The following is a 24,320-nucleotide window of genomic DNA, read 5'->3' as shown; positions in this document are numbered from 1 at the left end:
ATTTTGGGGGAGTTTGCAGAAATGAAATCATTACCATACCGGGAAGGCAGCTGGTTTGCTGTGCCCTTGCCGGGCGGCGGCTATGCCGTCGGCGTGGTGGCGCGCCGCGCGCCCGCCGGGCGCATCATGCTGGCGTATATGTTCGGGCCGAAGCGCGACAGCCTGCCTGCGCTGGAAGAACTGGAAGGCTTGCGGCCGGAACAGGCCGTGCGCCGCCTGCGCACGGGCGACATGGCCCTGCTCAACGAGCGCTGGCCCCTGCTGGGCGACAGCCCCCACTGGGAGCGCGATACCTGGCCCATGCCGGCCTTTATCCGCCGCAATGAATCCTTGCAGCGCGCCTGGCGCGCCAGCTATGCGGATGCCGATCCTGCCAAGCTGAACCGTGAGGAGTCGATCCCCTTCGATACGCCGGGCATGGAAAGCGATTCCCTGTACGGCTATGGGGCGACGGAATTGTTGATGAATAAATTGCTGGCGCAGGAAGCGGCGTCGGCAGCGTAGGTCGGATTAGGCCGCAAGGCCGTAATCCGACCTACGCCGCTGGCAAGCTGATCTGAAACGCCAGGCCGCCGCCCTCGCGGTTGCGCACCTGCAATTCGGCGCCGTGGCGCAGCAGCACGCGGTCGACGATGGCCAGGCCCAGGCCGGCGCCATTTGCCTGCCCGCGCGCCGTGTCGAGGCGGGTGAACGGTTTCATCAGTTGCTCTATCTTTTCTGTCGGCACGCCCGTGCCGTGGTCTTGCACCTCGATAATCACCTTTTTCGCGCCGTGGCTGGTGCGCACATGGCAGGCGATATCGATTTCCGTCACGTCGCTTTCCGGCGTCTTGCCATAGCGGCGCGCATTCTCGATCAGGTTGTTCAGCACGCGGCGCAAGTCGGTGGGGTTGCCCATCGCATGCGCGCCTTCGGCGATGCTGGCGTTGATTTTCACGTCCGGCAGGCGCATCGCTTCGCGCGTCATGTCGAGCAGCAAGCCGCTCAGGTCCACATCCGTAAAGCTCGACGTTTCCGTCGGCTTGGCATAGTCGAGGAACTGGCCGATGATGGCGTCCATTTGCCCGATATCGGATTGGATGCCTTCGCGCGCCTCGTCCGACAGGTTGGCCATTTCCACTTCCAACTGCATGCGCGCCAGCGGCGTGCGCAAGTCGTGCGAAATGCCGGCCAAAATCACGGCACGGTCTGATTCCACCTGCTTCAAATCATCGACCATCTGGTTGAAGCTGCGGTTCGCCTCGATGATTTCGATCGGGCCTTTTTCCGGCAGCGGCGCCGGCTGCTTGCCCTTGGCGATGTCGCGTGCGGCCGCCGTCAAGCGCGACAGCGGCAGATTGATCAGGCTGGAAATGATGGCCGCTCCCAGCAGGGACAGCAGGGACACCAGGCTGGCCCAGCCCAGCCACTGGAAGCCCGTCAGGCCACGCAGGCGCTCGCGGTCCAGCATCAGCCAGTATTCATCGTCGTCGATCTTGAAGCTGACCCAGAAACCGGCCACGCCGTTGACGCGCGCGGAAAAGCGCGTATCCTTGCCCAGCTTGGCTTTCACCTGCGCCTCGATCTCGGGCATCAGGTAATTGTCGGGCGGCGGCTCGATGCGGTCGTCCTCTTCCAGCGAGAAGATGCGGATGCCTTCATTACTGACGAGGTCGAACAGCAGCTCGCGCCGCAGCTCGGGCGCCGAGTGCGTCAGTGCCGCATGCGTGATGGTGACGACGGAAATGATCTGGGCGGAAATCTGCTGCGCCTGCGGCTCACGCTGGATGACGGAAATCATGCCGATCCAGGTGATCATGCTGACCGTTGTCAAGGTGCCGAGCAGCAAAAAGGTGCGCCAGAACAAGCCGCTTTTCAGCCGTGCCAGGCTGATATCGGGAACAAGCTTCATCATGCCTCGCCTGCGATCAGCGCGGCTGTCCGTCCGGGATGAATACGTAGCCGAGGCCCCACACTGTCTGGATGAACAGCGGGCTCGACGGATCGGGTTCGATCAGTTTGCGCAGGCGCGAGATTTGCACATCCAGGCTGCGGTCGAACACTTCGTATTCGCGGCCGCGCGCCAGTTCCATGAGTTTTTCGCGCGACAGCGGCTGGCGCGCATGGCGGGCAAACACTTTCAGCACAGAAAATTCACCGGTGGTCAGCGGCACCGTTTCGCCACTCTTTTTCAATGTGCGCGTGCCCAGGTCCAGCACGAAGTTGCCGAATTCAAAGGTTTGCGGCGTTTCCGACGGTGCGCCCGGGATTTCATCGGGACCCTTGCGGCGCAGCACGGCGCCGATGCGGGCCACCAGTTCACGCGGGTTGAACGGTTTTGGCAGGTAGTCGTCGGCGCCCATTTCCAGGCCCACGATACGGTCCACGTCCTCGCCCTTGGCCGTCAGCATGATGATCGGCGTCTGGTCGCCCGCGCCGCGCAGGCGGCGGCAGATCGACAGGCCGTCTTCGCCGGGCAGCATCAAATCGAGCACCAGCAAGTCGTAGCGTTCGCGCAGCCACAGCTTGTTCATGGCCGTCGCGCTCTCTGCCGTGAAGACATTGAAACCCTGTTCGGTCAGGTAGCGGCGCAGCAAGTCGCGCAGGCGCACATCGTCATCGACCACCATGATTTTTGCCTGGTGGCCGTGGATCGATTGCGTAGGCGTGTTGCTGCCGGAAGTGGAGGTTGTGGTCATTTAAGGTGTCGTGTTATCTTATATTAGTTGCTATAGTAACGCCTCGCGCTGCGTCGGCAAGGGGTGATGGCGACCCATTACAAAGTGTTACAAACTTTACCCAATTACTCTTACTGCACCGTGTAAAGCATCATACACTGGGGCCACAGTGGAAATCAGCTTTAAGTTTATGCGGCATCGCGGAAGAGGAACTCAATGAATATCTTTACTAAAAAAATTCACACCGCTCCCAGCGCAGCTATTGCCGCACGTACGACTGTGCTGTCCGCATTTGCCGTTTGCTCCGTGTTTGCCGCCAGCCTGGCGCTGGCACAAAACCAGCCGCCGCCACGCCGTGACGACCAGCCGCAAGTGCAGGCCCAGCGCTATGAACAGGTGCAGCGCAGCAATAGCAATGATACGCGACTGCGCGAACAGCGTGACACACGCAGTTTTGACACGCGCGCCGAAGAGCAGCGCCGCGCCAGCGAAGGCGCCGACGCCTCGCGCCGCACGGGCCGCATGACGCCCGACGAGCGCCGCGACCTGCGCCGCCAGATCAACGAAGTGGGCCAGGATATTTACTCGAATCCTCCACGCCGCTAATTATTTAGACATCGCGCACCCCCATCCAACAGGGCCATCTCGCAAGACATGGCCCTGTTGGCATCTGCCCACCAACATTGTTGCTCAGTCAGGCACGCCGCCACGCCCCGTGATATTGTTCTAGTGCACTGAGACAATTCCTGGTTTTGGGGAGGCAAGTGGTGAGCGACGACGACACACCCGTTCCTGAGGCGGTCCCCGCAGGCAGCTTGCCGCGCGGCCTGGTGCAGCGCGACGAGGGCGTGTGTCTGGACCTGTCCCTGGCGCCCGCACAGTTGCGCGTCGCCATCGACCAGCTGTTCCAGTCGGGGCAGCTGCTGGCCGGTCTCGACTACGCCTTGTTCCTGCTGACCCTGTTCCATGCCCCCGCGCCCCGCGCCGCGCCCAAGAGCGATGCCTTGCTGCGCATTGCCGCACGCGTGGCGCCATTTCCGCCCCAGCGCCGTGCGCTGTATAAACAAATCAAGATTCGCGGCGACAGCGCCGAGTTCTACTTTGAAGCGTTGTCGCCTGACGCGGATGGCCAGGTGCCGGCGCGCCGCGAGTTTGACGAGCTGGTGGCCGACCTGTGGTGCAAGGGCGTGCGCTATGGCATCGATGGTGCGGCCGTGCGCGCCATTCTCGGCAGCGGCAAGGCCGAGCGCATCACGGTGGCGCGCGCACTGGCGCCACAGCCGGGGCGCGACGCCCAGCTGGTCGAAGTGTCGCAAGGTATCCACCGCGACGATGCGCCGCGCGAACGCTCCGATGGTCGCCTGGATTTGCTCAGTTTCAAGAACCGTTTTCCGCAAGTAAAAAAATATGCGCGCCTGCTGCGGCTGTTGCCCGGTGCCCCCGGCTCGCCCGGCTACGACCTGGACGGCACACTGCTGCCGCCGCCCGCGCCGCTGGAGCTGGACCCGGCGGCGGTGGCAGGGGTGGGCACGGCGGTCGAGCGCTTCAGCGATGGCGATTACGTGGTCGCCACTCAGGATGGCTATGTGAATGTCGATGCGCACGGCAAGCTCTCCATCGAAAACAAGATCGTCAGCCGCGAGGGCGTCAGCAGCCGCACCACGGGCAATTTGAAGCTGCGGGCCGCGTATGAAGAATATGGCGAAGTGCAGGAGCAGCGCCAGCTCGACGGCAGCGACATCACCATCCATGGTGACGTGTATGGCCACCTGCACTCGCATGGCGGGCTGATCCTGTTACAGCGCAACCTGGTGGGCGGCACGGCCTTCAACGAGCACGGCGACGTGCGCGTCGAGGGCGTCGCTTCCGGTTCCGTGCTGCAGGCGCTGAGCGGCGAAGTCCACATGAAGCGCGCGGAAAGCTGCGTCATCGCCGGCACGCGCGTGGTGATCGAGCATGCCAGCAATTGCGAGATCATCGCCGACGAGGTCGTCATCGAGCTGGCCGAAGGCTGCGCCGTGGCGGCACGCACCATCCGCATCGGCAGCGCCGGTCCGCGCAAGCAGGTGGAGATGCTGCTGTTCCCGCTGGTGCCCGATTTGAGCGTGCTGGACCAACAGATCGCGGAAAGCCTGGCCAGGGCCGCGCACTACCAGCAGCTGCAGCACAAGCGCCAGCAGGAAATCGATGCCATTGCGCACTTGCCAGAAGTGCGCAACTACCTGACCCTGGCGGGCCAGCTGCGGCGCGGCGAGCTGCAGCTGCAGCCGGCGCAGCAGCTGCAGTACGACAAGCTGGCGGCACGCATCGCCCCCGTATTGAAGGAAGTGGCGCGCCTGCGGGTGGAAGTGAAACAGTCGGAAATCCTGCAGGCGCAAATGCTGGCCCTGGTGGCGCAAGTGCGCCAGCAGCGCCAGGCGACGGCCGGCCAGTCGCGCTGCAGCCTGGGACTGGTCGACGGTGAAACGGCGGTGCGCGCCATGGTCGTGCCGCCCGGGCCGGCCAAGGTCTACGACCGGCCGCCGAAGGAGATCAAGGCGCTGTTGCGCAGCGCCACGCCGGCCACGCAGAGCGTGTTTGCGGACAGCACAGGCAGCCTGGACTGGACGTATGCACCGCCGCCGTAACGCTTAGTCGATCACCTTGCCACGTGATTGCTTGAGCACGCTGTGCGTGCTCTTGCTGTCGAGGCGGCGCCGCTGCGAGCTGCGCGTGGGCTTGGTGGCGCGGCGCACGGCGGGCAGGAAAGTCACGCTGTCGATGATTTCCTGCAAGCGCCGCAAGGCTTCTTCCTTGTTCTGCTCCTGGCTGCGCGACTGCTGCGCCTTGAGCACCAGCACGCCATCCTTGCTGATGCGGCTGTCGCGCAGGGCCAGCAGCCGCTCCTTGTACGCTTCCGGCAGCGACGAGGCGGCGATGGGGAAGCGCAAATGGATGGCGCTGGACACCTTGTTGACGTTCTGCCCGCCCGGCCCTTGGGCGCGGATGGCGGAAAATTCAACTTCAGCGGGATTGACGAGGTGTTGCATGGCCTGCCTGTGGGGAAACGATGTGGGTATTGTAAGGGAAGATGGCTGCGCCGGCGCAAGCCTGGGCAGTGAGAGTACGCATGCCTTCCGGGAAAGTTGATGTTTCTCAACGCCGCCTGCGGTGATGCTGGTTAGCATGGGGCCAACGTTGCGCCACTGCGCATCCTGGCAGCGCTTACCGGATGAAAGGAACACCATGCAGCCCACGACGACGCCTGACTCCGCAACGGCCCAATACCTGAGCTTCCGGTTGGGCGGCCTGGAATACGGCCTCGATTACCGCTGTGTGCGGGAATTGCGCCCGCTGAAGGAACTCGACCGTTTTTCCTCGGAAGGGGAGGTGCTGCGCAGCGTGGCCGTCTCGCGCGGCGTGATCATCCCCATCGTCGACATGCGCGCCGCGTTCGGCAGCGCCCAGGGTACGCCCGACCCGTCCACCGACGTGATCATCTTGCAGCTGAGTAATGGCGTGATGGGCATGGTGGTCGATGGCGTCACCGACATCGTCAGCCTGGCCGCCAGCGACATCGCCGCCGTTCCCGGCCTGGGCGCGGCGGAAGCCGATTATCTGCTGGGCCTGGGCACGCTGGCGGGACGCAGATTGATCCTCGTCGACATCGACCGCCTGATGGCCATCCGCAGCCCCAGCCCCATGCAGGCGGCCTGAAAAAAAAGACGACCCGGAGGTCGTCTCTTGTCGTTGCCTGATTAACCGAGCTTTTCCAGCTGATCCTGCAAATCGAGCCATTCCGCTTCCAGTTGCGCCAGGTCCTTGGTGAAGAAGGTCTGGTCGGCCAGCAATTGCTTCAGCTTGGCCTTGTTGGCGGCGTCGTAGATGGTCGGTTCGCCCAGCTTGGCTTCCGTTTCCGCCTTTTGCGCGTTGCGCTTGGCGATCTGCTCTTCCTGGCGCTTGATCTTGTTTTCGATCGGCTTGCGCAGGGCGGCGGCCTTCTGGCGGTCTTCCGCTTCCTGGCGCTTGTCGCGCACGGGCGCGGCAGGGGCGGCGGCTACCGCTGCCGGCGAAGGTATGGAAGACGTCACAGGGAAGTCCGTCTTGTTGGCCTTGCCGGCGGCCGGCAGCACGTCCGTGCCCTTGCCCAGCTTGGTCTTGAACAGCCAATCCTTGTAATCGTCCAGGTCGCCGTCGAACGGTTGCAGCTTGCCGTCGGCCACGATGATGAATTCGTCGGTGGTGGCGCGCAGCAAATGGCGATCATGGGAAACGACGACCAAGGTGCCTTCGAACTGCGCCAGCGCTTCCGTCAGCGCTTCGCGCGTTTCCAGATCCAGATGGTTGGTCGGTTCATCGAGCAGCAGCAGGTTCGGACGCTGCCAGACGATCAGGGCCAGGGCCAGGCGGGCTTTTTCGCCGCCCGAAAATGGGGCGATCGAGGCGGTGACCATGTTGCCGGGGAAGTTGAAGCCGCCCAGGAAGTTGCGCAGTTCCTGCTCGCGCACGGTAGGGGCGATCTTCGACAGATGCCACAGTGGCGATTCGTCGTGGCGCAGCATTTCCACCTGGTGCTGGGCGAAGTAGCCGATGTTGAGGCCCTTGCCCATGGTGGCGTCGCCCGTCAGCGGCATCAGTTCGCCGGCGATGGTCTTGATCAGCGTCGACTTGCCGGCGCCGTTCTGGCCCAGCAAGCCGATGCGCTGGCCGATCTGCAGTGAAAACTTGATGCCGTTGACGATGGTTTTATGCGTGATTTCGCCCGTCGCTTCGTTTTCGATCTTGTAGCCCGCGTCGACGTCTTCCATCACCATCAGCGGGTTCGGCGCGCTCAAGGGCTCGCGGAATTCGAACGAGAATTCGGCGGCGGCGCGCAAGGGCGCCAGCTCTTCCATCTTCGCCAGCGCCTTCATGCGGCTTTGCGCCTGGCGCGCTTTCGAGGCTTGCGCCTTGAAGCGGTTCACGAACGATTCCAGGTGGGCACGCTTGCGCTGCTGCTTTTCCAGCGCGCCGGCGGCCAGGATCATCTGCGCCGCGCGTTGGCGCTCGAAGCTCGAATAGTTGCCCGAGTAGCGTTTCAGCTTGCGTTCGTCGATATGCACGACGACGTTGACCACTTCATCGAGGAAGTCGCGGTCATGGGAAATGATTAATAAGGTGCCGGCATAGCGCTTGAGCCAGTCTTCCAGCCAGATGATGGCGTCCAGATCCAGGTGATTGGTCGGTTCATCGAGCAGCAGCAGGTCGGACGGACACATCAGCGCTTGCGCCAGGTTCAGCCGCATGCGCCAGCCGCCCGAGAAGCTGGCGACCGGTTGCTGCATCTGGTCCAGCGTGAAGCCCAGGCCCAGCAGCAACTGCTCGCCGCGCGACTGTACGGTGTAGGCGTCGGCATCGGCCAGCGCGCTGTACATGTTGCCGATGGCGATGCCGTTTTCCGTGCTTTCCGGTTGCGACTCGAGATGCGCCAGCTCCGCTTCCAGTTTGCGCAGGGTGATGTCGCCATCGATCGCGTAGTCGAGCGCGGCACGGTCCAGCGGCGGCGTTTCCTGCGCCACGTAAGCCACGCGCCATTTGGCGGGGAAATCGATCTCGCCCTGGTCAGGGTGCAATTCGCCACGCATCATGGCGAACAGGCTCGATTTGCCCGCGCCATTGGCGCCGATCAGGCCGATCTTGTCGCCCGGATTGAGGGTGACATCGACTTGTTCGAGCAACGGTTTGATGCCGCGCATCAGGCTTACTTGTAGGAAACGTATCATTTTTTTCTTTGTGTTTTAACCCAAAGGCGGAAACCTGGGGTCGTACCCTGAGGGTACGACCCCAGCATTTGCTGTTGGGTTGAGTGAGGTCGTGCGTTTGTCAATTAACCCAGCTTGAGCTGCTCGGCCGTCAGCAGGAATACCATGTCGTCGCCAGCGCTGGTCGTCAGCCAGGTCAGGCCCAGCTCGCCGAAGGCCGCTTCCGCGTAGGCGCGTTCATTGCCGATTTCAATCATCAGGATGCCGTCGTCCGTCAGGCGTTCGGCCGCGCCGGCGATGATCTTGCGCACCAGGTCCATGCCGTCGCTGCCGCCGTCGAGAGCGATTTGCGGTTCGGCCAGGTATTCCTGGGGTAGCGTGCCCATCGACGCGGAATTCACGTATGGCGGGTTGCTGATGATCAAGTCGTATTTCTTGGCCGGCACGTTGGTGTACAGGTCCGATTCGATCAAGTTGACGCGGTCCTGTAATTTATACGTGTCGACGTTGCGCTTGGCGACGGCCAGCGCGTCGGCGGAAATGTCCACCGCATCCACTGCGGCGTTGGGGAAGGCGTCGGCCATCATGATCGACAGGCAACCCGAACCGGTGCACAGTTCCAGGATGTTTTCCACCGCTTCCGGTTCCGCCACCCATGGCGAAAAGTATTCAGGAATCAGCTCGGCGATGAAGGAGCGGGGCACGATCACGCGCTCGTCGACATAGAAATTGTACGTGCCCAGCCAGCCTTCCTTGGTGATGTAGGCGGCCGGCACGCGGTCGATGCTGCGGCGGTCGATGACCGTCATCACGCTGGCAATTTCCGACGGCAGCAGCTTGGCGTCGAGGAACGGTTCGAGCTTGTCGAGCGGCAACTTCAACGTGTGCAGGATCAGATAGGCCGCTTCGTCGAACGCTTCGGCGCTGCCGTGGCCGAAAAACAGCTTGGCGGTATTAAAACGGGTAACGGCGTAGCGCAGCAGGTCGCGTGGCGTGGAAAACGGGTTCGGGGTCATGGCATTCTCGAAAAGACGGTGTTCTGGCCCGCCGTGACGGGCCTCGGTGCTGGTTCAGACGGGCAGCAAATGCTCCAGCGTGCGCCGGTAAATATTCTTCAGGGGATCGATGTGGCGCAGTTCGATGTGCTCGTCGATCTTGTGAATACTGGCATTGGGCGGCCCGAATTCTATCACTTGGGGGCAGATTTGCGCGATAAACCGGCCATCCGAGGTGCCGCCCGTGGTCGACAGCTGCGTCACCATGCCCGTTTCCGCGTGAATCGCGGACGACAGCGCATCGGAGAGGGTGCCGCGTGGCGTGAGGAAGGGCAGGCCGCTCAGGGTCCAGTGCATATCGTATTGCAAGTCATGCCTGTCGAGGATGGCGTGAACTCTTTCCTGCAGGTTTTCCGCCGTGCTGGCCGTGGAAAAGCGGAAATTGAAATCGATCACCATGTCGCCGGGAATCACGTTGTTGGCGCCCGTGCCCGCATTGATGTTGGACATTTGCCACGAGGTCGGCAGGTAGTACTCGTTGCCCGCATCCCATTTTTCCTCGACCAGGTCGGCCAGCGCCTGCGCCGCTTCATGGATCGGGTTTTTTGCCAGGTGCGGGTAGGCGATATGGCCTTGCACGCCCTTGATCGTCAGCCGGCCCGACAGCGAACCGCGCCGGCCGTTCTTGATCATGTCACCCAGCTGCGCGCTCGACGTCGGCTCGCCCACCAGGCAATAATCGATCTGCTCGCCGCGCTCTTTCAACTTGTCGCAGACGATGACGGTGCCGTCCGTGGCCGGGCCTTCCTCGTCGCTGGTGATCAAAAAAGCGATCGAACCCGTGTGCTCGGGCGTGGCGGCGATGAATTCCTCGCAAGCGACCACCATGGCGGCGATCGAGGTCTTCATGTCGGCCGCGCCACGGCCGTACAGCTTGCCGTCGCGCTGCGTGGGGATGAACGGCTGCGAGCGCCATTGCTCGACGGGGCCCGTGGGCACCACGTCCGTATGGCCGGCAAAGACGAACACGGGGGACGTCGTGCCACGGCGTGCCCACAGATTGGTGACGTCGTTCGACTGTATCGTCTCGCAGACAAAGCCCAGCGGCGTGAGGATGTCGATCAGGTGCTGCTGGCAGCCCTTGTCATCGGGCGTGACCGAAGACAGGGCGATCAGTTTTTCGGTCAGGGCGAGGGTTTTGGAGGTGGTCATGGTGTAGAGCGGGGTGCTTCTGTCTAAGTAAAAATTACAGCCCGAAAATGGCTGCGTACTGTGCATCTGAAAACGCCACGCTGAACTTGCCATCCTTGTCCAGCACGGGGCGCTTGATGATGGACGGGTTTTCCAGCATCAGCTCCAGGGCGCTGGCCGCATCCGTGATCGATGCTTTGCGCTCGTCGGACAGGGCGCGCCAGGTCGTGCCTTTCCTGTTGACCAGCACATCCCACGGCAATTGCTGTAGCCATGCCTCGACGGTGGCGCGTTCCAGGCCCTGCTTTTTGAAATCGTGGAAGGTGAAATCGAGTTGTTGCGCGGCCAGCCAGGTGCGGGCTTTTTTGACGGTATCGCAATTGGGGATACCGTAGAGTGTAATGGTCGTCATGGGTAGGGTTAAGGGGAATGAATGCGGTTCGCTTGATCGCGGCGCTTGCGCCAGGGAAAAATGCGATGCTAGCCGCCATTATACTGTCGATGCGCAGTCGATGCGCAGTCGATGCGGCAGTGCAACACGGTTGCATGTTCTGGGCAGGTTCAGGGCCAGGCGCTGCGGATGCCCAGTTGCGTGGCCACCTGACCGAAGTCCGGATGGACGGATAGCGGCGTGGCGGACGCCATCGCCAGCTTGGGCGCTGCGCGGTGGAACAGCACCAGTGCCGTTTCATCATTCTTGTGGCGCGACATGTAGAGCATGCCATCGACCGCGTCCGGATGCGCATGGATGGCCGCCGACCAGGCTTTGGTCGTTGCATACGACGACGTGCCGCTGAGTCCCGCGTGGTCGCCCAGCTTCCTGAGGGCGGCACCCGTCAAATTGGCCAGGATAAGCATTTCTCCCGTGAGCCGAATGACAAAGCGTGCTTGTATCACGGCCAGGCCGACCATGAAGTGGTTGTGGATGGGGTTGCGGTCGTGCAGCAGGGTTTCGGCCAGCGCCACGGCCAGCGACGCGCCCAGGTAGCAGGTGCCGAAGCGGGCCGCTACTTGTGGGTGGGGATCGTCGAAGCGGTAGGTATTCGCCCTGCCAAAATAAGGCTCATCCGTGGCATGGCCGGAAACTCGGTACAAGGTGGCGGGATCGCAGCGCACCGTCTGCAGCGCTGTGGGCAGTTGCGGCAGACGGGGCAGGCGCAAGATTGCCACGGTCGCGGTGCTATTCGTCAGCGTAGGCGTGGGCGGCCGCTATCACGGCATCAAGTTTGCCTTTGGCCAAGGCTTCCAGCGGTGACTTGCCGCCCAGCGACAGGCGCGGGATGGTAAAAAAATCCCATTTGGCGGCGCCCGGCAAGTCGCCGAGGATTTTGCTGATTTTTTCCAGGGTGTGGCGGTCGTGGCGGGGATCGGCGAAAAATGCCGGATAGACATATTCACCCGAAGCGCCGCGCAGGGCGAACAGGCGTCTGGCTTTGAGTGCCGCACTGAGTGCCTGCGGCGTGACTTCCAGCCGGGCGCGCAATTCGGCGCCAGGCAGCAAGCTGTGCGAGGTCAGGTCTTTTTCACGCTGCTGCCGTTCCTGCTCTTCCAGATCGCGCATGAATTGCCGGGTGCTGACGTGGCCTGTCTGCGCGTCGTTGCCTGAAGCCAGGTTCAGTTCGCGCTCGGCCACGATATCGAGGTCGCGCCGCATTTGCGCCAGCAGCGCGGGGCGGTCGTCGCGCGGCACGGCGTCGAGCAACGATGCATAGGCTTCCTGGAACGTATCTTGTGCAATGTTGAAACCCAAGCCAGTGGCGCTGGCAGCCAGCGTGTCCGCCAACTGCCTGGCCAGCGAGGGTGTGGCTGGGGCATGTTCGGTTTCGGTGGCTGCCTCATCAATTGTGCCGGTGTCGTCATTGCTGGCAGGGGAGCGTGTGTTCGACATGGTTATATCCTTGAAACGCATAGTTCAGCATAGGACACGAAGTCAAACAAAGCAAACAAAGCAAGGAAATTAAATCTATCCGCCTTGATGCAGCACAAACCTGCGCCTTGTTTCTTACACAGGCCGTGGCGCCGCCTTGTCCATCTCTTGCGGCCCGAAATGCAGGCCCAGTCGCAAAGCCAGGGCACGCAGGGCGCCGCTTTCCTGCTGGTGCAGGGCCAGCGCGATGTGGCCGTCGGGGCGCACCAGGTAGGCCGCATCGCGCCCAAGGCCCGCTAGCTTGGCGGCCACGTTATAGGTATAGCAATGCACGGGCAGTTTCAGCACGCCGGCCTCGTTCAGCAATTCGGGCGCCGGCTCGCCATAGATGTGCAATTGCCAATCCATGCTGCGCAGGGCCGTAAAGTTGTCTTGCGTGCCGTCCGAGAACCACGGCAGGCGGTCACCGCCGCGCAGATATTGCGCATGGCCCGCAGAAAGGGCGCTGTCTTCATAGCTGATCTGGATTTGCGACACCGTCTGGAACAGCAAACGGCGCGCTCGCCCGAAGCCGGACAGGAAGGGCAGCGCATGCGGCACCAGCCAGCGCCGCAGGAATTGCCCGGCCATGCCTTGCGCGACGATGGCCTGGAAGGCGCGGTCGGTGGTGGCGACGAGCTTGCGGGCAAACACGATGCGCTCGCTTTCATAGGTGTCGAGCAGGGCGTCGCTGCTCTGGCCATGCAGCTTTTGCGCCAGTTTCCACGCTAGGTTGACGGCGTCGCCCAGGCCCGTGTTCATGCCCTGGCCGCCCACGGGACTGTGCAGGTGGGCCGCATCGCCGAGGATGAAGCAGCGCCGCGCGCGAAACTGCGCCGCCACGCGGTGATGCGCTTTATAGGTGGAAAACCAGTTCACATGCTCGACCTGGATGCCGAGCAGGGTTTCCACGTCGCCGCGCACATCGTCGAAAACGGGCGCCGGCGCGCCATCGGGACGGTCCGGCAGGATGCCGATCAGGCGCTGCATGCCGCTGGTGCGCACGGGCAGCATCAGGGCGAAAGAGTTCGCGCCCAGGTGGGCGTGCAAATCCGTATTGTTGCCAGCCACTTGCGCATCGGCAACATAGTACAGGTGGTCGTAGGTACCGCCGGAAAAGTCGACACCGGCGATTTCGCGGACCTTGCTGCGGGCGCCGTCGCAGCCGCAGATATAGTCAAACGTGCAATATTGTCGCTCATCATCCTTGAGCAGGATGGCTTGCACTTCGCTATCGTCCTGCGTCCACAGGTCCAGCGCCACATTCCATTCCACGTGCACGCCGTCCGCCGCCAGCTTGCTGATAAGAAAGCGTTCATGCTCGTCCTGGGGCAGGCTCAGCACGAAAGGGTAGGGGCTCAGCCCCTCGCCGATCTCGCCCAGCGCCAGTTTTACCAGCTCCTCGCCGCCTTCGTGGATGTGCATGGCATTGATCTTGATGCCCAGGCCGATCAGTTCGTCGGCAAAGCCCAGTTGCTGGTAAAACTCCAGGGTGCGCGCATGCACGGCCATGGCCCGCGACGCCTGCCCCGGACCGCTGTTTTTATCGATGATGCGGCAATCGACGCCATGGCGTGCCAGGCGCAAGGCAAGCATGAGGCCGGTAGGACCGGCGCCGACGATCAATACGGGAGGAGTATTCATGCCATCCAGTATAGGACAGGATGAGAAGCGGGGGCGGGACGATTGAAGTTGCTCGCCAGAAATGAAAATGTCCCGCCGGGGCGGGACATTCTGGCCTTACTGATACTTCACAGCGCAGTAATTAGATGCCGCGCAGGAGTTCGTTGATACCGGTCTTGGCGCGGGTTTTTGCATCCACGCGCTTGACGATCACGGCGCAGTACAGCGAGTATTTGCCGTCTTCCGAAGGCAGGTTGCCCGAGACCACGACGGAGCCGGCAGGTACGCGGCCGTAGGTCACTTCGCCCGTGGCGCGGTCGTAGATCTTGGTCGACTGGCCGATGTACACGCCCATCGAGATGACCGAGTTCTCTTCGACGATCACGCCTTCGACGATTTCCGAACGGGCGCCGATGAAGCAATTGTCTTCGATGATGGTCGGGTTCGCTTGCATCGGTTCCAGCACGCCGCCGATGCCGACGCCGCCGGACAGGTGGACGTTCTTGCCGATCTGCGCGCAGGAGCCGACGGTGGCCCAGGTATCGACCATGGCGCCTTCATCGACGTAGGCGCCGATGTTGACGTAGGACGGCATCAGCACGACGTTCTTGGCGATGAAGCTGCCACGGCGGGCGACGGCTGGCGGCACCACGCGGAAACCGCCCTTGGCGAAGTCTTCGGCGGTGTAGTTGGCGAACTTGGTCGGCACCTTGTCGTAGAACTGCATCGTGCCATCGGATGGCAGGACGACGTTGTCTTCCAGGCGGAACGACAGCAGCACGGCTTTCTTGACCCACTGGTTGACGACCCAGTCGCCCGAGGTTTTTTCCGCCACGCGGATGCTGCCGTTATCCAGGCCATTGATGACGTGGGAGACGGCGTCGCGCAGTTCGGCCGTGCCGTTGCGCGGATTGATCTCGGCGCGGTTTTCCCAGGCCTGGTCGATGATGGTTTGCAGTTGTTGGCTCATGATGATGTCTTGTATATTTAGTTGGTTGATGCGGATGCGGAAAGCTGCTGGCAGAATTTTACTATGCGCAGTGCCGCTTCCAGCCCTTCGGCCGTTTCGGCCACCAGGGCCATGCGGATGCGGTTGCGGCCCGGATTGATGCCGTGCGCGTCGCGCGCCAGGTAGCTGCCAGGCAATACCGTCACATTATATTCGGCGTACAAGCGTTGCGCGAATTCGGTGTCGGACAGGCCCGTGCGGCTGACGTCGGCCCACAGGTAGAAGCCGGCGTCCGGCAATTGCACGTCCATCACCGCTTGCAGCAGCGGCGTGATGGCGTCGAACTTGGCGCGGTACTTGGCGCGATTTTCCTCGACATGGGTTTCGTCGTTCCAGGCCGCGACGGAGGCCGCCTGCACGGCAGGGCTCATGGCGCCGCCGTGGTAGGTTCGGTAGAGCAGGAATTTTTTCAGTACTTCCGCGTCGCCGGCGACGAAGCCCGAGCGCATGCCGGGCACGTTCGAGCGCTTCGACAGGCTGGAAAACACCACCAGGCGCGCATACGGACGTTCGATGGTGGACAGGCCCAGCATGTGCGCCGCCTGCAGCGCGCCCAGCGGGGGCGTGTCGCCGTGGTAAATTTCGGAATAGCACTCGTCGGCGGCGATGACGAAGTCGTAGCGCTCGGACAGGGCGAACAGGTGTTCCCAGTCCGTCAGGGTCAGCACGGCGCCCGTCGGGTTGCCCGGCGAACACAGGAACAGCAGCTTGACCTTTTCCCATACCGAGGCGGGCACGCTGTCGTAGTCGCAGCCGAAATTGCGCGCCGGATCGGAATTGACGAAATACGGTTCGGCGCCAGCCAGGTAGGCCGCGCCTTCATAGATCTGGTAAAACGGATTCGGGCTGATCACCAGCGAGCCGGCCGACGGATCGATCACCGTTTGCGCCAGCGCAAACAGCGCTTCGCGCGAACCGTTCACGGGCAGGATTTGCGTGGCAGGATTGAGCTTGGGGATGCCATAGCGGCGTTCCAGCCAGCCGGCGATGGCGCTACGCAAGGCTTCCGAACCGATGGTGGTCGGATAGCTGGCCAGGCCGTGGATATTGTCGACCAAGGCTTGCTCGATGAAGGCCGGCGTCGGATGCTTGGGTTCACCCATGCCCAGGCTGATGGGCGCATACTCGGGGTTGACCGGCACGCCGGCAAACAGCTGGCGCAGCTTTTCGAATGGATATGGTTGCAGTTTAGCAAGAAGTGGATTCACGGAACGGACCAGGGCAAGAGTGGAAAGGCGATGTGGCTAAGTGATTACTGAACAGTTGCTTGGCGCGGCAGAGGTGATGCCGGTCAATTAATAAGCTGCGTCTTTCATTATAGCCGTCCTCGCGGGCCCGCTGTGCAAGCCGCATCGGCCTGATCGCTGTCCGGCTGCTCCAGGCATGCCGCAGCGGGGAGTGCCGCACCATGGCGCGGCAAGGTAAAATACGCCATGCCTATCTTACTTCCCACCCTGCTTGCTATTGAAACTTCGTCCGAACTCGCTTCCTGCGCCTTGTTGCGCGGCGATGTCGTCTTGTCCCGTGCCTCGTCGGGCGTGCGTACGCATTCCCAGTCGATCTTGCCGATGGTGCAGGAATTACTGGCCGAAGCGGGCGTGACCCTGGCGGACGTGGACGCCATCGCCTACGGCTCCGGTCCCGGCTCGTTTACGGGCGTGCGCACGGCCTGCGGTATCGCGCAAGGCCTGGCCTACGGTGCCAAGCTGCCTGTCGTGCCCGTCGTCACGCTCGACGCCATGGCGCTCGCGTGCCACCAGCAGCATGGCGCACAGCACATCGTGACGGTGCTCGACGCCCGCATGGGCGAAGTGTACTGGGCGCAATATGATTACCAGGATGGCTTGCGGGCCGTGTTGCCACCGGCTCTGAGCGCGCCGGCCGGCGTGGCGCCGCAAGGCGACGTCGTCGGCTGCGGTAACGGTTTTGGTGCCTACGCCGAAGCGCTGGCCGCACTGCCGTGCGCCGCCACGGCCGACGCGGCCGTCATGCCGCACGCCGTGCAAGTGGCGCAGCTGGCGCGCATCGCCTTTGCCGCCGGTCAGTTCGTGACAGCGGCCGAGGCGCAGCCTTTGTATTTACGCAACAAGATCGCCTATACGAGCGCGGAACGGCACGAGATGCAACTGGCCAAGGCCGCTGCGGAGTCGGCGCAATGATGGAGGAGGGCAAGGATGCAGTGACGCAGGACGACAGCGCGGCAGGCTGGGACTTGCTGCGCCTCGACTATCAGCCGATGCTCGAAGCAGACCTGGTCGAAGTGCTGGCGCTGGAACAGCGCGTGTATCCACATCCCTGGACGCACGGCAACTTCGTCGATTCGCTCAAGAGTGGCTACCCGGCCTGGGTCTTGCGCGACGTGGACGGCACCCTGCTCGGCTACTTTTTATTGATGCTGGTGGTCGACGAGGCGCACTTGCTGAATGTGGCCGTCGAAGGCGCCATCCAGGGCCAGGGACTGGGCCGCTTCCTGCTGCAGCAGTCCTGCGCCTGTGCGCGCCAGCTGGGCATGGAATCGATGCTGCTGGAAGTGCGCCCGTCGAACGCGCGCGCGCTCGATATTTATCAGCGTTATGGATTTGAACAGATCGGCCGGCGCAAGGGATACTATCCGGCGGCCAACTCGCAACGTGAGGACGCCATCGTGATGCGTTATACCTTATGAGCCGCAGCGCCGTTTTCCTCGATGAAATGGGCGTCGGCCCATTGTGGCGCTTGCGCCAGGGCGCCGCACCCGAGGCGCTTGATGTCGCCGCCGAGGCTGCCGTGGAGATGGCGGTGGCCGTGGCCGAGCTTGCTGCGCCTGCTGCCGTGGTCGAAGTGTTTGCCGAGGTGGAAGTCGTGGAAGTCGAGGCATTTGTCGCCATTGCCGCTACGCCCGTCCCTGACGACACGGCCTGGTTCGACGATGCGCCCGCACCCGCGCCAGTCAAGCAGCTCAGTGACGCCGATATCGCCACGCTCGACTGGGATGGCTTGACGGCCGCCGTCGCCAAATGCGCGCGCTGCGACTTGTGCAAGACGCGCAAGGGCGTCGTCATGGGCCGTGGCGACCGCCAGGGCGCCTGGCTGATGCTGGCCAGCAGCCCCTCGCGTGCGGAAGAGCGCGAAGGGCGCGCCCTGCCGGGCGAGCAGGGCAAATTGCTCGACAATATGCTCAAAGCCATCGACCTCGAAGCGGGCCGCGACGTGTACATCACGCACTTGCTGAAATGCCGTCCGCTCGACGAGGCGGGGCAGGAGCGCTTGCCCACCGAATCAGAGTCGGCCGCCTGCCGCCCGTATTTCGAGCGTGAACTGGCCCTGCTGCAACCGCGCACCATCGTCACCCTCGGTTCCATGACCGCTGCCGGCATCAATCCCGGCGAAAAACCCGTACGCGGCAAGGTGCGCCAGCTGGGCAGCGCGTCCGTCGTGGCTACTTTTCACCCGGAAATGTTGCTGCAGGACGAGACGGGCAAGGCCAAGGCGCGTGCCTGGGCCGACCTGTGCCTGGCGAAAAGCACGCACAGTGGTTGATACGGCTGTCGCCACCTTCCAGGTCCGCTTCGAGCAGCGCTGGGGCCATCTGACGCACCCCCGCGTGCGGGCGCTGGCCTGGCTGCTCGACTCGCCCGACTTGCTCGACCCGGCCAGCGCCCACTGGGGCGGGCGCATCGCCAGCTTGCCTCCCGTCACGCCTGCCGTGGCGGCCTGGCTCGGGGCGCTGCAAGATGACCCGTCGCCGCTCGATGCGGCATTGGGGCCGAAATTCTATTCCCGCTTGGGCCTGTACGCTGAAAAGCTGCTGGCCTTTTATTTTGAGCAGCATGGTGTATTGCAAGCGCATGGCTTGCAAGTGCAGGTGAACCGCAACGACACGGTAGGCGAGTTCGATTTCTTGCTGCGTCACGGAGATGGTTTGCTGCACTGGGAATTCGCCACCAAGTTCTACCTGCTGGAAGGCGCGCCCGATCCCGGTGTCTTCAACCACTTGATCGGCCCCAACCTGGCCGACACTTTGGGATTGAAGATGCGCAAGATTCTCGACAAGCAACTCGCCTTGTCTCGCCACCCGGCTGCGCAAAGCTTGCTGGCGCAGCCCGTGCGCGCGGCGCAGGCGCTGGTCAAGGGCTGGCTGTTTTATGCTCCGGGCACCACGCCCGGCATGGATGGTATTTCCCCGGAACATGGACACGGCTTCTGGTGCACGCCAACACAATTGCCGGCGCAGCGCTATGTCGTGCTGCCGCGATTGCAATGGCTGGCGCCGTTCAAGGGGCGCGAGGTGGCAGTGCTGGACGTCGATACCTTGCGCGCGCAGTTGTCTGATCTGGCGCAACCGGTGATGGTGGCCACGGTGGACCATGTCGAAGGCTGGGAGGTGGAGCGCACGCGCGGTTTTGTCGTGCCCCATGACTGGACGCAGCAGGCTGCGGCGCGGCGGCTGGCTGGTTTGCTGCCAGCGTAATGCTGGGGTCAGACCCGCCGGGTCTGACCCCCAAATTAATGCTTATGCTCGCCGATCAAGGACAGACTGTCGTGTTCCAACTGGTTCAGCTTGTGCCTGCGCATGATCATGTACATGGTGCCGGCGACGAACAGGCCGAACAGGGTGATGATGATATTGAGCGGCAGGTGCAGGCGGATCATGATGGAATATACGGCCAGCATGGTGAGAATCGACAGGTTTTCATTGAAGTTCTGCACGGCGATGGAATGGCCCGCGCTCATCAGGACGTGGCCGCGGTGTTGCAGCAGGGCATTCATGGGCACGACGAAGAAGCCGGACAGTGCGCCGATCAGTATCAGCAGCGGGTAGGCGATCCACACGGAGTGCACTTGCGTCATCATCATGACGATCACGCCCATGGCGATGCCCAGCGGAATGACGGTCAGCGACTTGCGCAGCGGGATGAAACGCGCCGACAGCACGGCGCCGGCGGCCACGCCGATGGCGACCACGCCCACCAGGCTGGTGGCCTTGTCGAACGGCATGTTCAGCGACTGCTTGGCCCATTCCAGCACGATCAGTTGCAAGGTGGCGCCAGCGCCCCAGAACAGGGTCGTCACGGCCAGAGTGATCTGGCCCAGCTTGTCTTTCCACAGGATGGAATAGCAATTGGCAAAATCGGTGATCAGTTTGATAGGATTGCGTTCCTGATGCGCATACACGCAGCCCGTGTCGGGAATCTTCAGGTTGGCCAGGGTTGCCAGCACATAAATGCCCACCACCACGCACAGGGCCGCTTCCGTCTTGTTGGCGATGCCCGTGTCGATCAGCGGGATGTCGATCGACAGCAGCATGTCGGACACGTGGCCGCTGACAAGCGCGCCGCCCATGACGGTGCCGAGGATGATGGAGGTGACGGTCAAGCCTTCGATCCAGCCATTCGCCGCGACGAGCTTTTCCGGTGGCAGCAGTTCCGTCAGGATGCCGTACTTGGCGGGTGAATACACGGCCGCGCCAAAACCCACGACGGCGTAGGCCAGCAGCGGGTGTATATGGAAGAAGACGAGGGCGCAGCCGAAGATCTTGACCATGTTGGCGATGAACATGACCTTGCCTTTCGGCAATGCATCCGCGAAGGCGCCGACAAAAGCGGCCAACAGCACGTAAAACAGTACGAACGACAATTTGAGCAGCGGCGTGATCCACGCCGGGGATTTCATGGACACCAATAAATCGACGGCGACAAAAAAGAGGGCGTTATCTGCCAGCGAGGAAAAGAACTGCGCCGCCATGATGGTATAAAAACCACGATTCATTCTGGATTGCCTGAAATCATATCTGGCTTGCTTTATACCACGAAAAAACGGCAAACCCCAAGTTTGGGCGGGGTCGCTTTGCATAGTCTTGCCTAAGCGAAGCTTAATTTTTCTGCCGTAGAAAAATACATCACATGTGAGCATTTTGTAAATGATGTCCTCTGCACACGATCGTGGGCATCGGCAGTGTCCGCTTACTGTGCATCCGGTAAAATACGGCTTTCCCACTCGCCGTGAACGACGCATATGCCCAGGCCCCTCATCGCCACCATCCATCTGGATGCCATGCAACAGAATCTGGCGCGCGCGCGTGCCTGCGCCCGTGGCGCCAAGGTGTGGGCCGTCGTCAAGGCGAATGCCTATGGCCACGGCCTGGAACGGGCCATGCGGGGCTTTGCCGACGCCGATGGCCTGGCGCTGGTCGAGGTCGACTACGCCGTGCGCTTGCGCGAACTGGGCTGGAGCAAGCCCATCTTGCTGCTGGAAGGCTTTTTCGACGCCAGCGATTTGCCGGTCATGGCGCAATACGGCTTGAATGGCAGCGTGCATTGCGAAGAACAGATCGCCATGCTGGCAGCGGCGCGCTTGCCAAATAAAATCGATGTGCACCTGAAGATGAATACGGGCATGAACCGCCTGGGCTTTACGCCAGATGCCGTGGCGGCTGCGTATGCGCGCCTGCGCGCCATGCCGCATATCGGCACGATCACCCTGATGACGCATTTCGCCAATGCGGACGAGGCGGCGCCCACGCGCTTGCCGCTGGCCCAGCAGATGCTGCGTTTTGAAGCGGGCGCGGCCAGCATCGGTACGGCTTTGCCGCGCAGCCTGTGCAATTCGGCCGGCTTGCTGCTGCACCATCTGGACAGCGACTGGGTGCGCCCCGGCATCATGCTGTATGGCGGCACGCCCAGCGGCGCTCCCGGCGGCACGTCGGCGCAAGCGTTCGGCTTGCTGCCCACGATGACCTTGCGCAGCAGCATTATCGGCATCCAGCATATCGCCGCCGGCGAAGTGGTGGGTTATGGCAGCCGCTACGAGGCGGCCGGCAATATCCAGGTGGGGGTGGTGGCTTGCGGCTATGCGGATGGTTACCCGCGCCACGCGCCCGAAGGCACGCCCGTGCTGGTCGACGGCGTGCGCACGGGGCTCATCGGACGGGTCTCGATGGACATGCTGATGGTCGACTTGACGCACGTGCCCGGTGCGCGGGTCGGCAGCAGCGTGACCTTGTGGGGCCAGGGCCTGCCGATCGACGAGGTGGCGCTGGCCGCCGGCACCATCGGCTACGAGCTGATGTGCGCACTGGCGCCGCGCGTACCGGTGAACGAAGCGTAGGGTGACGCGGTAGCGCGGTTTGTATATACTGTGAATTTACTGTATATATAACCAGCTGTTTCATTTTACCTGAGCAAAGTACACCATGGCAAAAGTCAAGACCATCTACACCTGCAGCGATTGCGGCGCCATCAGTAATAAATGGATGGGGCAATGCACCTCGTGCAACCAGTGGAACACCATGGTGGAAACCCTGCCCGAAACGGGCGGCAACAACCGCTATTCGAACCCGCAGCACATGTCGCTGGCGCAGACGGCGCCCGTGCTGTCGCTCGACGATATCGATGCCATCGACGTGCCCCGCTTCGGCACGGGCATCGAAGAATTCGACCGCGTGCTGGGCGGCGGCATGGTGGCTGGCGGCGTGGTACTGATCGGCGGCGATCCCGGCATCGGCAAGTCGACCCTGCTGCTGCAGGCGCTGGCCAACATGTCGCACCACAAGCGCGTGCTGTATGTCAGTGGTGAAGAGTCCGGCGCGCAGATCGCCCTGCGCGCCAAGCGTCTCGTCATCGATGCCAAGGAACTCAAATTGCAGGCCGAGATCCAGCTGGAAAAAATCCTCGGCACCCTGGCTGACCTGAAGCCGGAAGTGGTGGTGATCGATTCGATCCAGACCGTGTATTCGGACGCGCTCAGCTCGGCGCCCGGTTCCGTGGCGCAAGTGCGCGAATGCGCGGCGCAGCTGACGCGCGCGGCCAAGCAGACGGGAGTGACCATCATCCTGGTGGGGCACGTGACGAAAGAGGGCGCGCTGGCCGGCCCCCGCGTGCTCGAACACATCGTCGACACGGTGCTGTATTTCGAGGGCGACGCCCATTCCAGCTTCCGCCTGGTGCGCGCCATCAAGAACCGTTTCGGCGCCGTCAACGAACTGGGCGTGTTCGCCATGACGGAAAAGGGGCTGAAAGGGGTGTCGAACCCGTCGGCGCTGTTCCTGTCGCAGCACGACAACCAGGTGCCCGGTTCCTGCGTGATGGTGACGCAGGAAGGCACGCGTCCGCTGCTGGTGGAAATCCAGGCCCTGGTCGACACCAGCCACTTGCCGAATGCGCGCCGCCTGTCCGTCGGCCTGGAGCAGAACCGCCTGGCCATGCTGCTGGCCGTGGCGCACCGCCACGCGGGCATCGCCGCCTTCGACCAGGATGTGTTCATCAACGCCGTCGGTGGCGTCAAAATTACAGAGCCGGCGGCCGACCTGGCCGTGTTGTTGGCGATTAACTCGTCGATGCGCAACAAACCCTTGCCGCGCGGACTCGTGGTGTTTGGCGAAGTGGGGCTGGCCGGCGAGATCCGCCCTGCGCCACGGGGTCAGGAACGCTTGCGCGAAGCGGCCAAGCTGGGCTTTACGCTGGCCGTGGTGCCGAAGTCCAACCTGCCCAAGCAAGCGATCGAGGGGCTCAAGGTCATCGGCGTCGAGCGTATCGACGAGGCGTTCAACAAACTGCGCGACCTGGAGTAAGAGTTGGTATGGTGTAAATGCCAAGTTTGAGACAAGTCAAACAAAATTTCCGTTTAGAACTATAATATTCGTCCGATGGATTCGCGCAGCGAGTTCGCATCGACAATGCATAGTGAGAGAAGCGGAATACAGTGTCAGTTGAGCAAAGGCAGGGCGCACGCAAGATATTGCGTGCCAAGGCAATGTTGGTAATGGATGGCGCGGGGCCCGTGGCGGCGCGCACCCTCGATGTGGGGCCGGGCGGCATGGCGGCCATCATCGCGGAACCGGTGCCGACAGGCAAACAGGGCAAGGTGCTGTTCGAGTTGTTTTACGATGGCTCGGCGCACATTATCGAGGCGCGGGTGTCCGTCTCGCACTGCATTTTCAGCAGTGCAGGTTTCAAGGTGGGACTCACTTTCCTGCAACTGGACATGGCTGTCAGCAGCGCCATTTCGAAATTCATGCGCTGAGGCATGCCCGCAGAGGGGCGGCACATGAAATGCGCTATCATGGTGCATATGGGTTTGCAGTCAGGAAAAACTTGTTCTGTTCGCTGTTTTGATATTCCGGTAATACTGCATAATTATCAACCAGAAGAGGGACCTTGCCGCGCCACGCGCGCTTGCTGTCCGTTTCCAGCGCAGCGCGCGGTCATGACCTGAACCGTGTGCCATGACCTTACACCCGAC

At 62.5% G+C, this 24,320-nt stretch carries 24 protein-coding genes; 11 read left to right on the top strand and 13 right to left on the bottom strand.

The features are described 5' to 3' along the window. Nucleotides 1-21: 21 nt before the first annotated feature. Nucleotides 22-504: an Imm26 family immunity protein gene (locus CNX70_RS20525; RefSeq protein ID WP_096236570.1), complete on the top strand. Its 483-nt coding sequence runs from the start codon at nt 22-24 to the stop codon at nt 502-504. 31 nt (nt 505-535) lie between these two features. Here the strand turns inward: CNX70_RS20525 and CNX70_RS20520 are convergent, their stop codons facing one another. Together CNX70_RS20520 and ompR are read right to left on the bottom strand one after the other, a co-directional pair. Further along, nucleotides 536-1,894, bottom strand: a complete 1,359-nt coding sequence (locus CNX70_RS20520; RefSeq protein ID WP_096236568.1) for a sensor histidine kinase family protein — start codon at nt 1,892-1,894, stop codon at nt 536-538. A 13-nt stretch (nt 1,895-1,907) separates the two neighbouring features. Beyond that, the gene (gene ompR, locus CNX70_RS20515) at nt 1,908-2,609 is read right to left on the bottom strand and encodes an osmolarity response regulator transcription factor OmpR (RefSeq protein WP_244199194.1); all 702 of its coding nucleotides are present in this window, start codon (nt 2,607-2,609) and stop codon (nt 1,908-1,910) included. Nucleotides 2,610-2,873: 264 nt separating this feature from the next. On the opposite strand from ompR, the gene CNX70_RS20510 reads away from it, so the two are divergent. Continuing rightward, on the top strand, nt 2,874-3,263 hold the full coding sequence (locus tag CNX70_RS20510; RefSeq protein ID WP_096236564.1) for a hypothetical protein: 390 nt from the start codon (nt 2,874-2,876) through the stop codon (nt 3,261-3,263). A gap of 161 nt (nt 3,264-3,424) precedes the next feature. Continuing rightward, nucleotides 3,425-5,284 (top strand): flagellar assembly protein A, encoded by a 1,860-nt coding sequence (locus CNX70_RS20505; protein WP_244198887.1) that lies wholly within the window; start codon nt 3,425-3,427, stop codon nt 5,282-5,284. Nucleotides 5,285-5,287: 3 nt separating this feature from the next. Here CNX70_RS20505 and arfB read toward each other — a convergent pair whose 3' ends face one another. Further along, nucleotides 5,288-5,686 carry an alternative ribosome rescue aminoacyl-tRNA hydrolase ArfB gene (gene arfB, locus CNX70_RS20500; RefSeq protein WP_034779396.1) on the bottom strand — a complete coding sequence of 133 codons (399 nt, stop codon included), beginning with the start codon at nt 5,684-5,686 and terminating at the stop codon, nt 5,288-5,290. Between the two features lie 196 nt (nt 5,687-5,882). On the opposite strand from arfB, the gene CNX70_RS20495 reads away from it, so the two are divergent. Then, complete coding sequence (locus CNX70_RS20495; RefSeq protein WP_096236560.1) at nt 5,883-6,353, top strand: chemotaxis protein CheW; 471 nt, start codon at nt 5,883-5,885, stop codon at nt 6,351-6,353. Nucleotides 6,354-6,394: 41 nt separating this feature from the next. On the opposite strand, the gene CNX70_RS20490 is transcribed toward CNX70_RS20495, so the two are convergent. The 9 genes from CNX70_RS20490 to dapC form a co-directional block, all read right to left on the bottom strand. Continuing rightward, nucleotides 6,395-8,398 (bottom strand): ATP-binding cassette domain-containing protein, encoded by a 2,004-nt coding sequence (locus CNX70_RS20490; RefSeq protein ID WP_096236558.1) that lies wholly within the window; start codon nt 8,396-8,398, stop codon nt 6,395-6,397. Between the two features lie 104 nt (nt 8,399-8,502). Then, nucleotides 8,503-9,393, bottom strand: a complete 891-nt coding sequence (prmB, locus tag CNX70_RS20485) for a 50S ribosomal protein L3 N(5)-glutamine methyltransferase (protein ID WP_096236556.1) — start codon at nt 9,391-9,393, stop codon at nt 8,503-8,505. Nucleotides 9,394-9,447: 54 nt separating this feature from the next. Further along, a complete protein-coding gene (dapE, locus tag CNX70_RS20480; protein ID WP_096236554.1) occupies nt 9,448-10,584 on the bottom strand; it encodes a succinyl-diaminopimelate desuccinylase in 1,137 nt (378 codons plus the stop codon). Nucleotides 10,585-10,618: 34 nt separating this feature from the next. Continuing rightward, nucleotides 10,619-10,975, bottom strand: coding sequence for an ArsC family reductase (locus CNX70_RS20475; protein ID WP_096236552.1), 357 nt, complete (start codon nt 10,973-10,975; stop codon nt 10,619-10,621). A 149-nt stretch (nt 10,976-11,124) separates the two neighbouring features. After that, the gene (locus CNX70_RS20470) at nt 11,125-11,733 is read right to left on the bottom strand and encodes an RES family NAD+ phosphorylase (protein WP_157751188.1); all 609 of its coding nucleotides are present in this window, start codon (nt 11,731-11,733) and stop codon (nt 11,125-11,127) included. A 10-nt stretch (nt 11,734-11,743) separates the two neighbouring features. Next, nucleotides 11,744-12,451: a hypothetical protein gene (locus tag CNX70_RS20465; protein WP_096236548.1), complete on the bottom strand. Its 708-nt coding sequence runs from the start codon at nt 12,449-12,451 to the stop codon at nt 11,744-11,746. Nucleotides 12,452-12,565: 114 nt separating this feature from the next. Further along, nucleotides 12,566-14,113, bottom strand: coding sequence for an FAD-dependent monooxygenase (locus CNX70_RS20460; protein ID WP_096236546.1), 1,548 nt, complete (start codon nt 14,111-14,113; stop codon nt 12,566-12,568). 121 nt (nt 14,114-14,234) lie between these two features. Next, nucleotides 14,235-15,062, bottom strand: a complete 828-nt coding sequence (gene dapD / locus CNX70_RS20455; RefSeq protein WP_070223998.1) for a 2,3,4,5-tetrahydropyridine-2,6-dicarboxylate N-succinyltransferase — start codon at nt 15,060-15,062, stop codon at nt 14,235-14,237. Nucleotides 15,063-15,079: 17 nt separating this feature from the next. Next, nucleotides 15,080-16,309 carry a succinyldiaminopimelate transaminase gene (gene dapC / locus CNX70_RS20450; RefSeq protein WP_096236544.1) on the bottom strand — a complete coding sequence of 410 codons (1,230 nt, stop codon included), beginning with the start codon at nt 16,307-16,309 and terminating at the stop codon, nt 15,080-15,082. A 225-nt stretch (nt 16,310-16,534) separates the two neighbouring features. Here dapC and tsaB point away from each other — a divergent pair, with 225 nt between their 5' ends. Genes tsaB through CNX70_RS20430 form a run of 4 tightly spaced genes read left to right on the top strand, consistent with a single transcriptional unit; the run spans nt 16,535 to nt 19,551 of the window. Then, entirely contained in the window at nt 16,535-17,260 is a 726-nt protein-coding gene (tsaB, locus tag CNX70_RS20445; protein WP_167389700.1) for a tRNA (adenosine(37)-N6)-threonylcarbamoyltransferase complex dimerization subunit type 1 TsaB, read from the top strand. Next, nucleotides 17,257-17,766 carry a ribosomal protein S18-alanine N-acetyltransferase gene (gene rimI, locus CNX70_RS20440; RefSeq protein ID WP_096236542.1) on the top strand — a complete coding sequence of 170 codons (510 nt, stop codon included), beginning with the start codon at nt 17,257-17,259 and terminating at the stop codon, nt 17,764-17,766. The genes tsaB and rimI overlap by 4 nt, the downstream gene beginning before the upstream one ends. After that, nucleotides 17,763-18,620 carry a uracil-DNA glycosylase gene (locus CNX70_RS20435; RefSeq protein ID WP_096236540.1) on the top strand — a complete coding sequence of 286 codons (858 nt, stop codon included), beginning with the start codon at nt 17,763-17,765 and terminating at the stop codon, nt 18,618-18,620. The genes rimI and CNX70_RS20435 overlap by 4 nt, the downstream gene beginning before the upstream one ends. Further along, the gene (locus CNX70_RS20430) at nt 18,613-19,551 is read left to right on the top strand and encodes a DUF1853 family protein (RefSeq protein ID WP_096236538.1); all 939 of its coding nucleotides are present in this window, start codon (nt 18,613-18,615) and stop codon (nt 19,549-19,551) included. The genes CNX70_RS20435 and CNX70_RS20430 overlap by 8 nt, the downstream gene beginning before the upstream one ends. A 35-nt stretch (nt 19,552-19,586) precedes the next feature. Here the strand turns inward: CNX70_RS20430 and lplT are convergent, their stop codons facing one another. Continuing rightward, nucleotides 19,587-20,849 (bottom strand): lysophospholipid transporter LplT, encoded by a 1,263-nt coding sequence (gene lplT / locus CNX70_RS20425; RefSeq protein WP_096236536.1) that lies wholly within the window; start codon nt 20,847-20,849, stop codon nt 19,587-19,589. Nucleotides 20,850-21,095: 246 nt separating this feature from the next. Between lplT and alr the strand changes: the two genes are divergently transcribed. The 3 genes from alr (at nt 21,096) to CNX70_RS20410 (ending at nt 24,101) form a co-directional block, all read left to right on the top strand. Further along, a complete protein-coding gene (gene alr / locus CNX70_RS20420) occupies nt 21,096-22,187 on the top strand; it encodes an alanine racemase (RefSeq protein WP_096236534.1) in 1,092 nt (363 codons plus the stop codon). Between the two features lie 85 nt (nt 22,188-22,272). Next, on the top strand, nt 22,273-23,649 hold the full coding sequence (gene radA / locus CNX70_RS20415) for a DNA repair protein RadA (RefSeq protein WP_096236532.1): 1,377 nt from the start codon (nt 22,273-22,275) through the stop codon (nt 23,647-23,649). Nucleotides 23,650-23,780: 131 nt separating this feature from the next. Continuing rightward, nucleotides 23,781-24,101, top strand: coding sequence for a PilZ domain-containing protein (locus tag CNX70_RS20410; RefSeq protein ID WP_279629320.1), 321 nt, complete (start codon nt 23,781-23,783; stop codon nt 24,099-24,101). Nucleotides 24,102-24,320: the final 219 nt, after the last annotated feature.

It is taken from the genome of Janthinobacterium svalbardense, from assembly GCF_002327145.1.
Taxonomy (GTDB): Bacteria; Pseudomonadota; Gammaproteobacteria; order Burkholderiales; family Burkholderiaceae_D; genus Janthinobacterium; species Janthinobacterium tructae.
The sequence above is the reverse complement of the archived record's forward strand: the minus strand, read 5'-3'. Positions and strand labels throughout refer to the sequence as shown.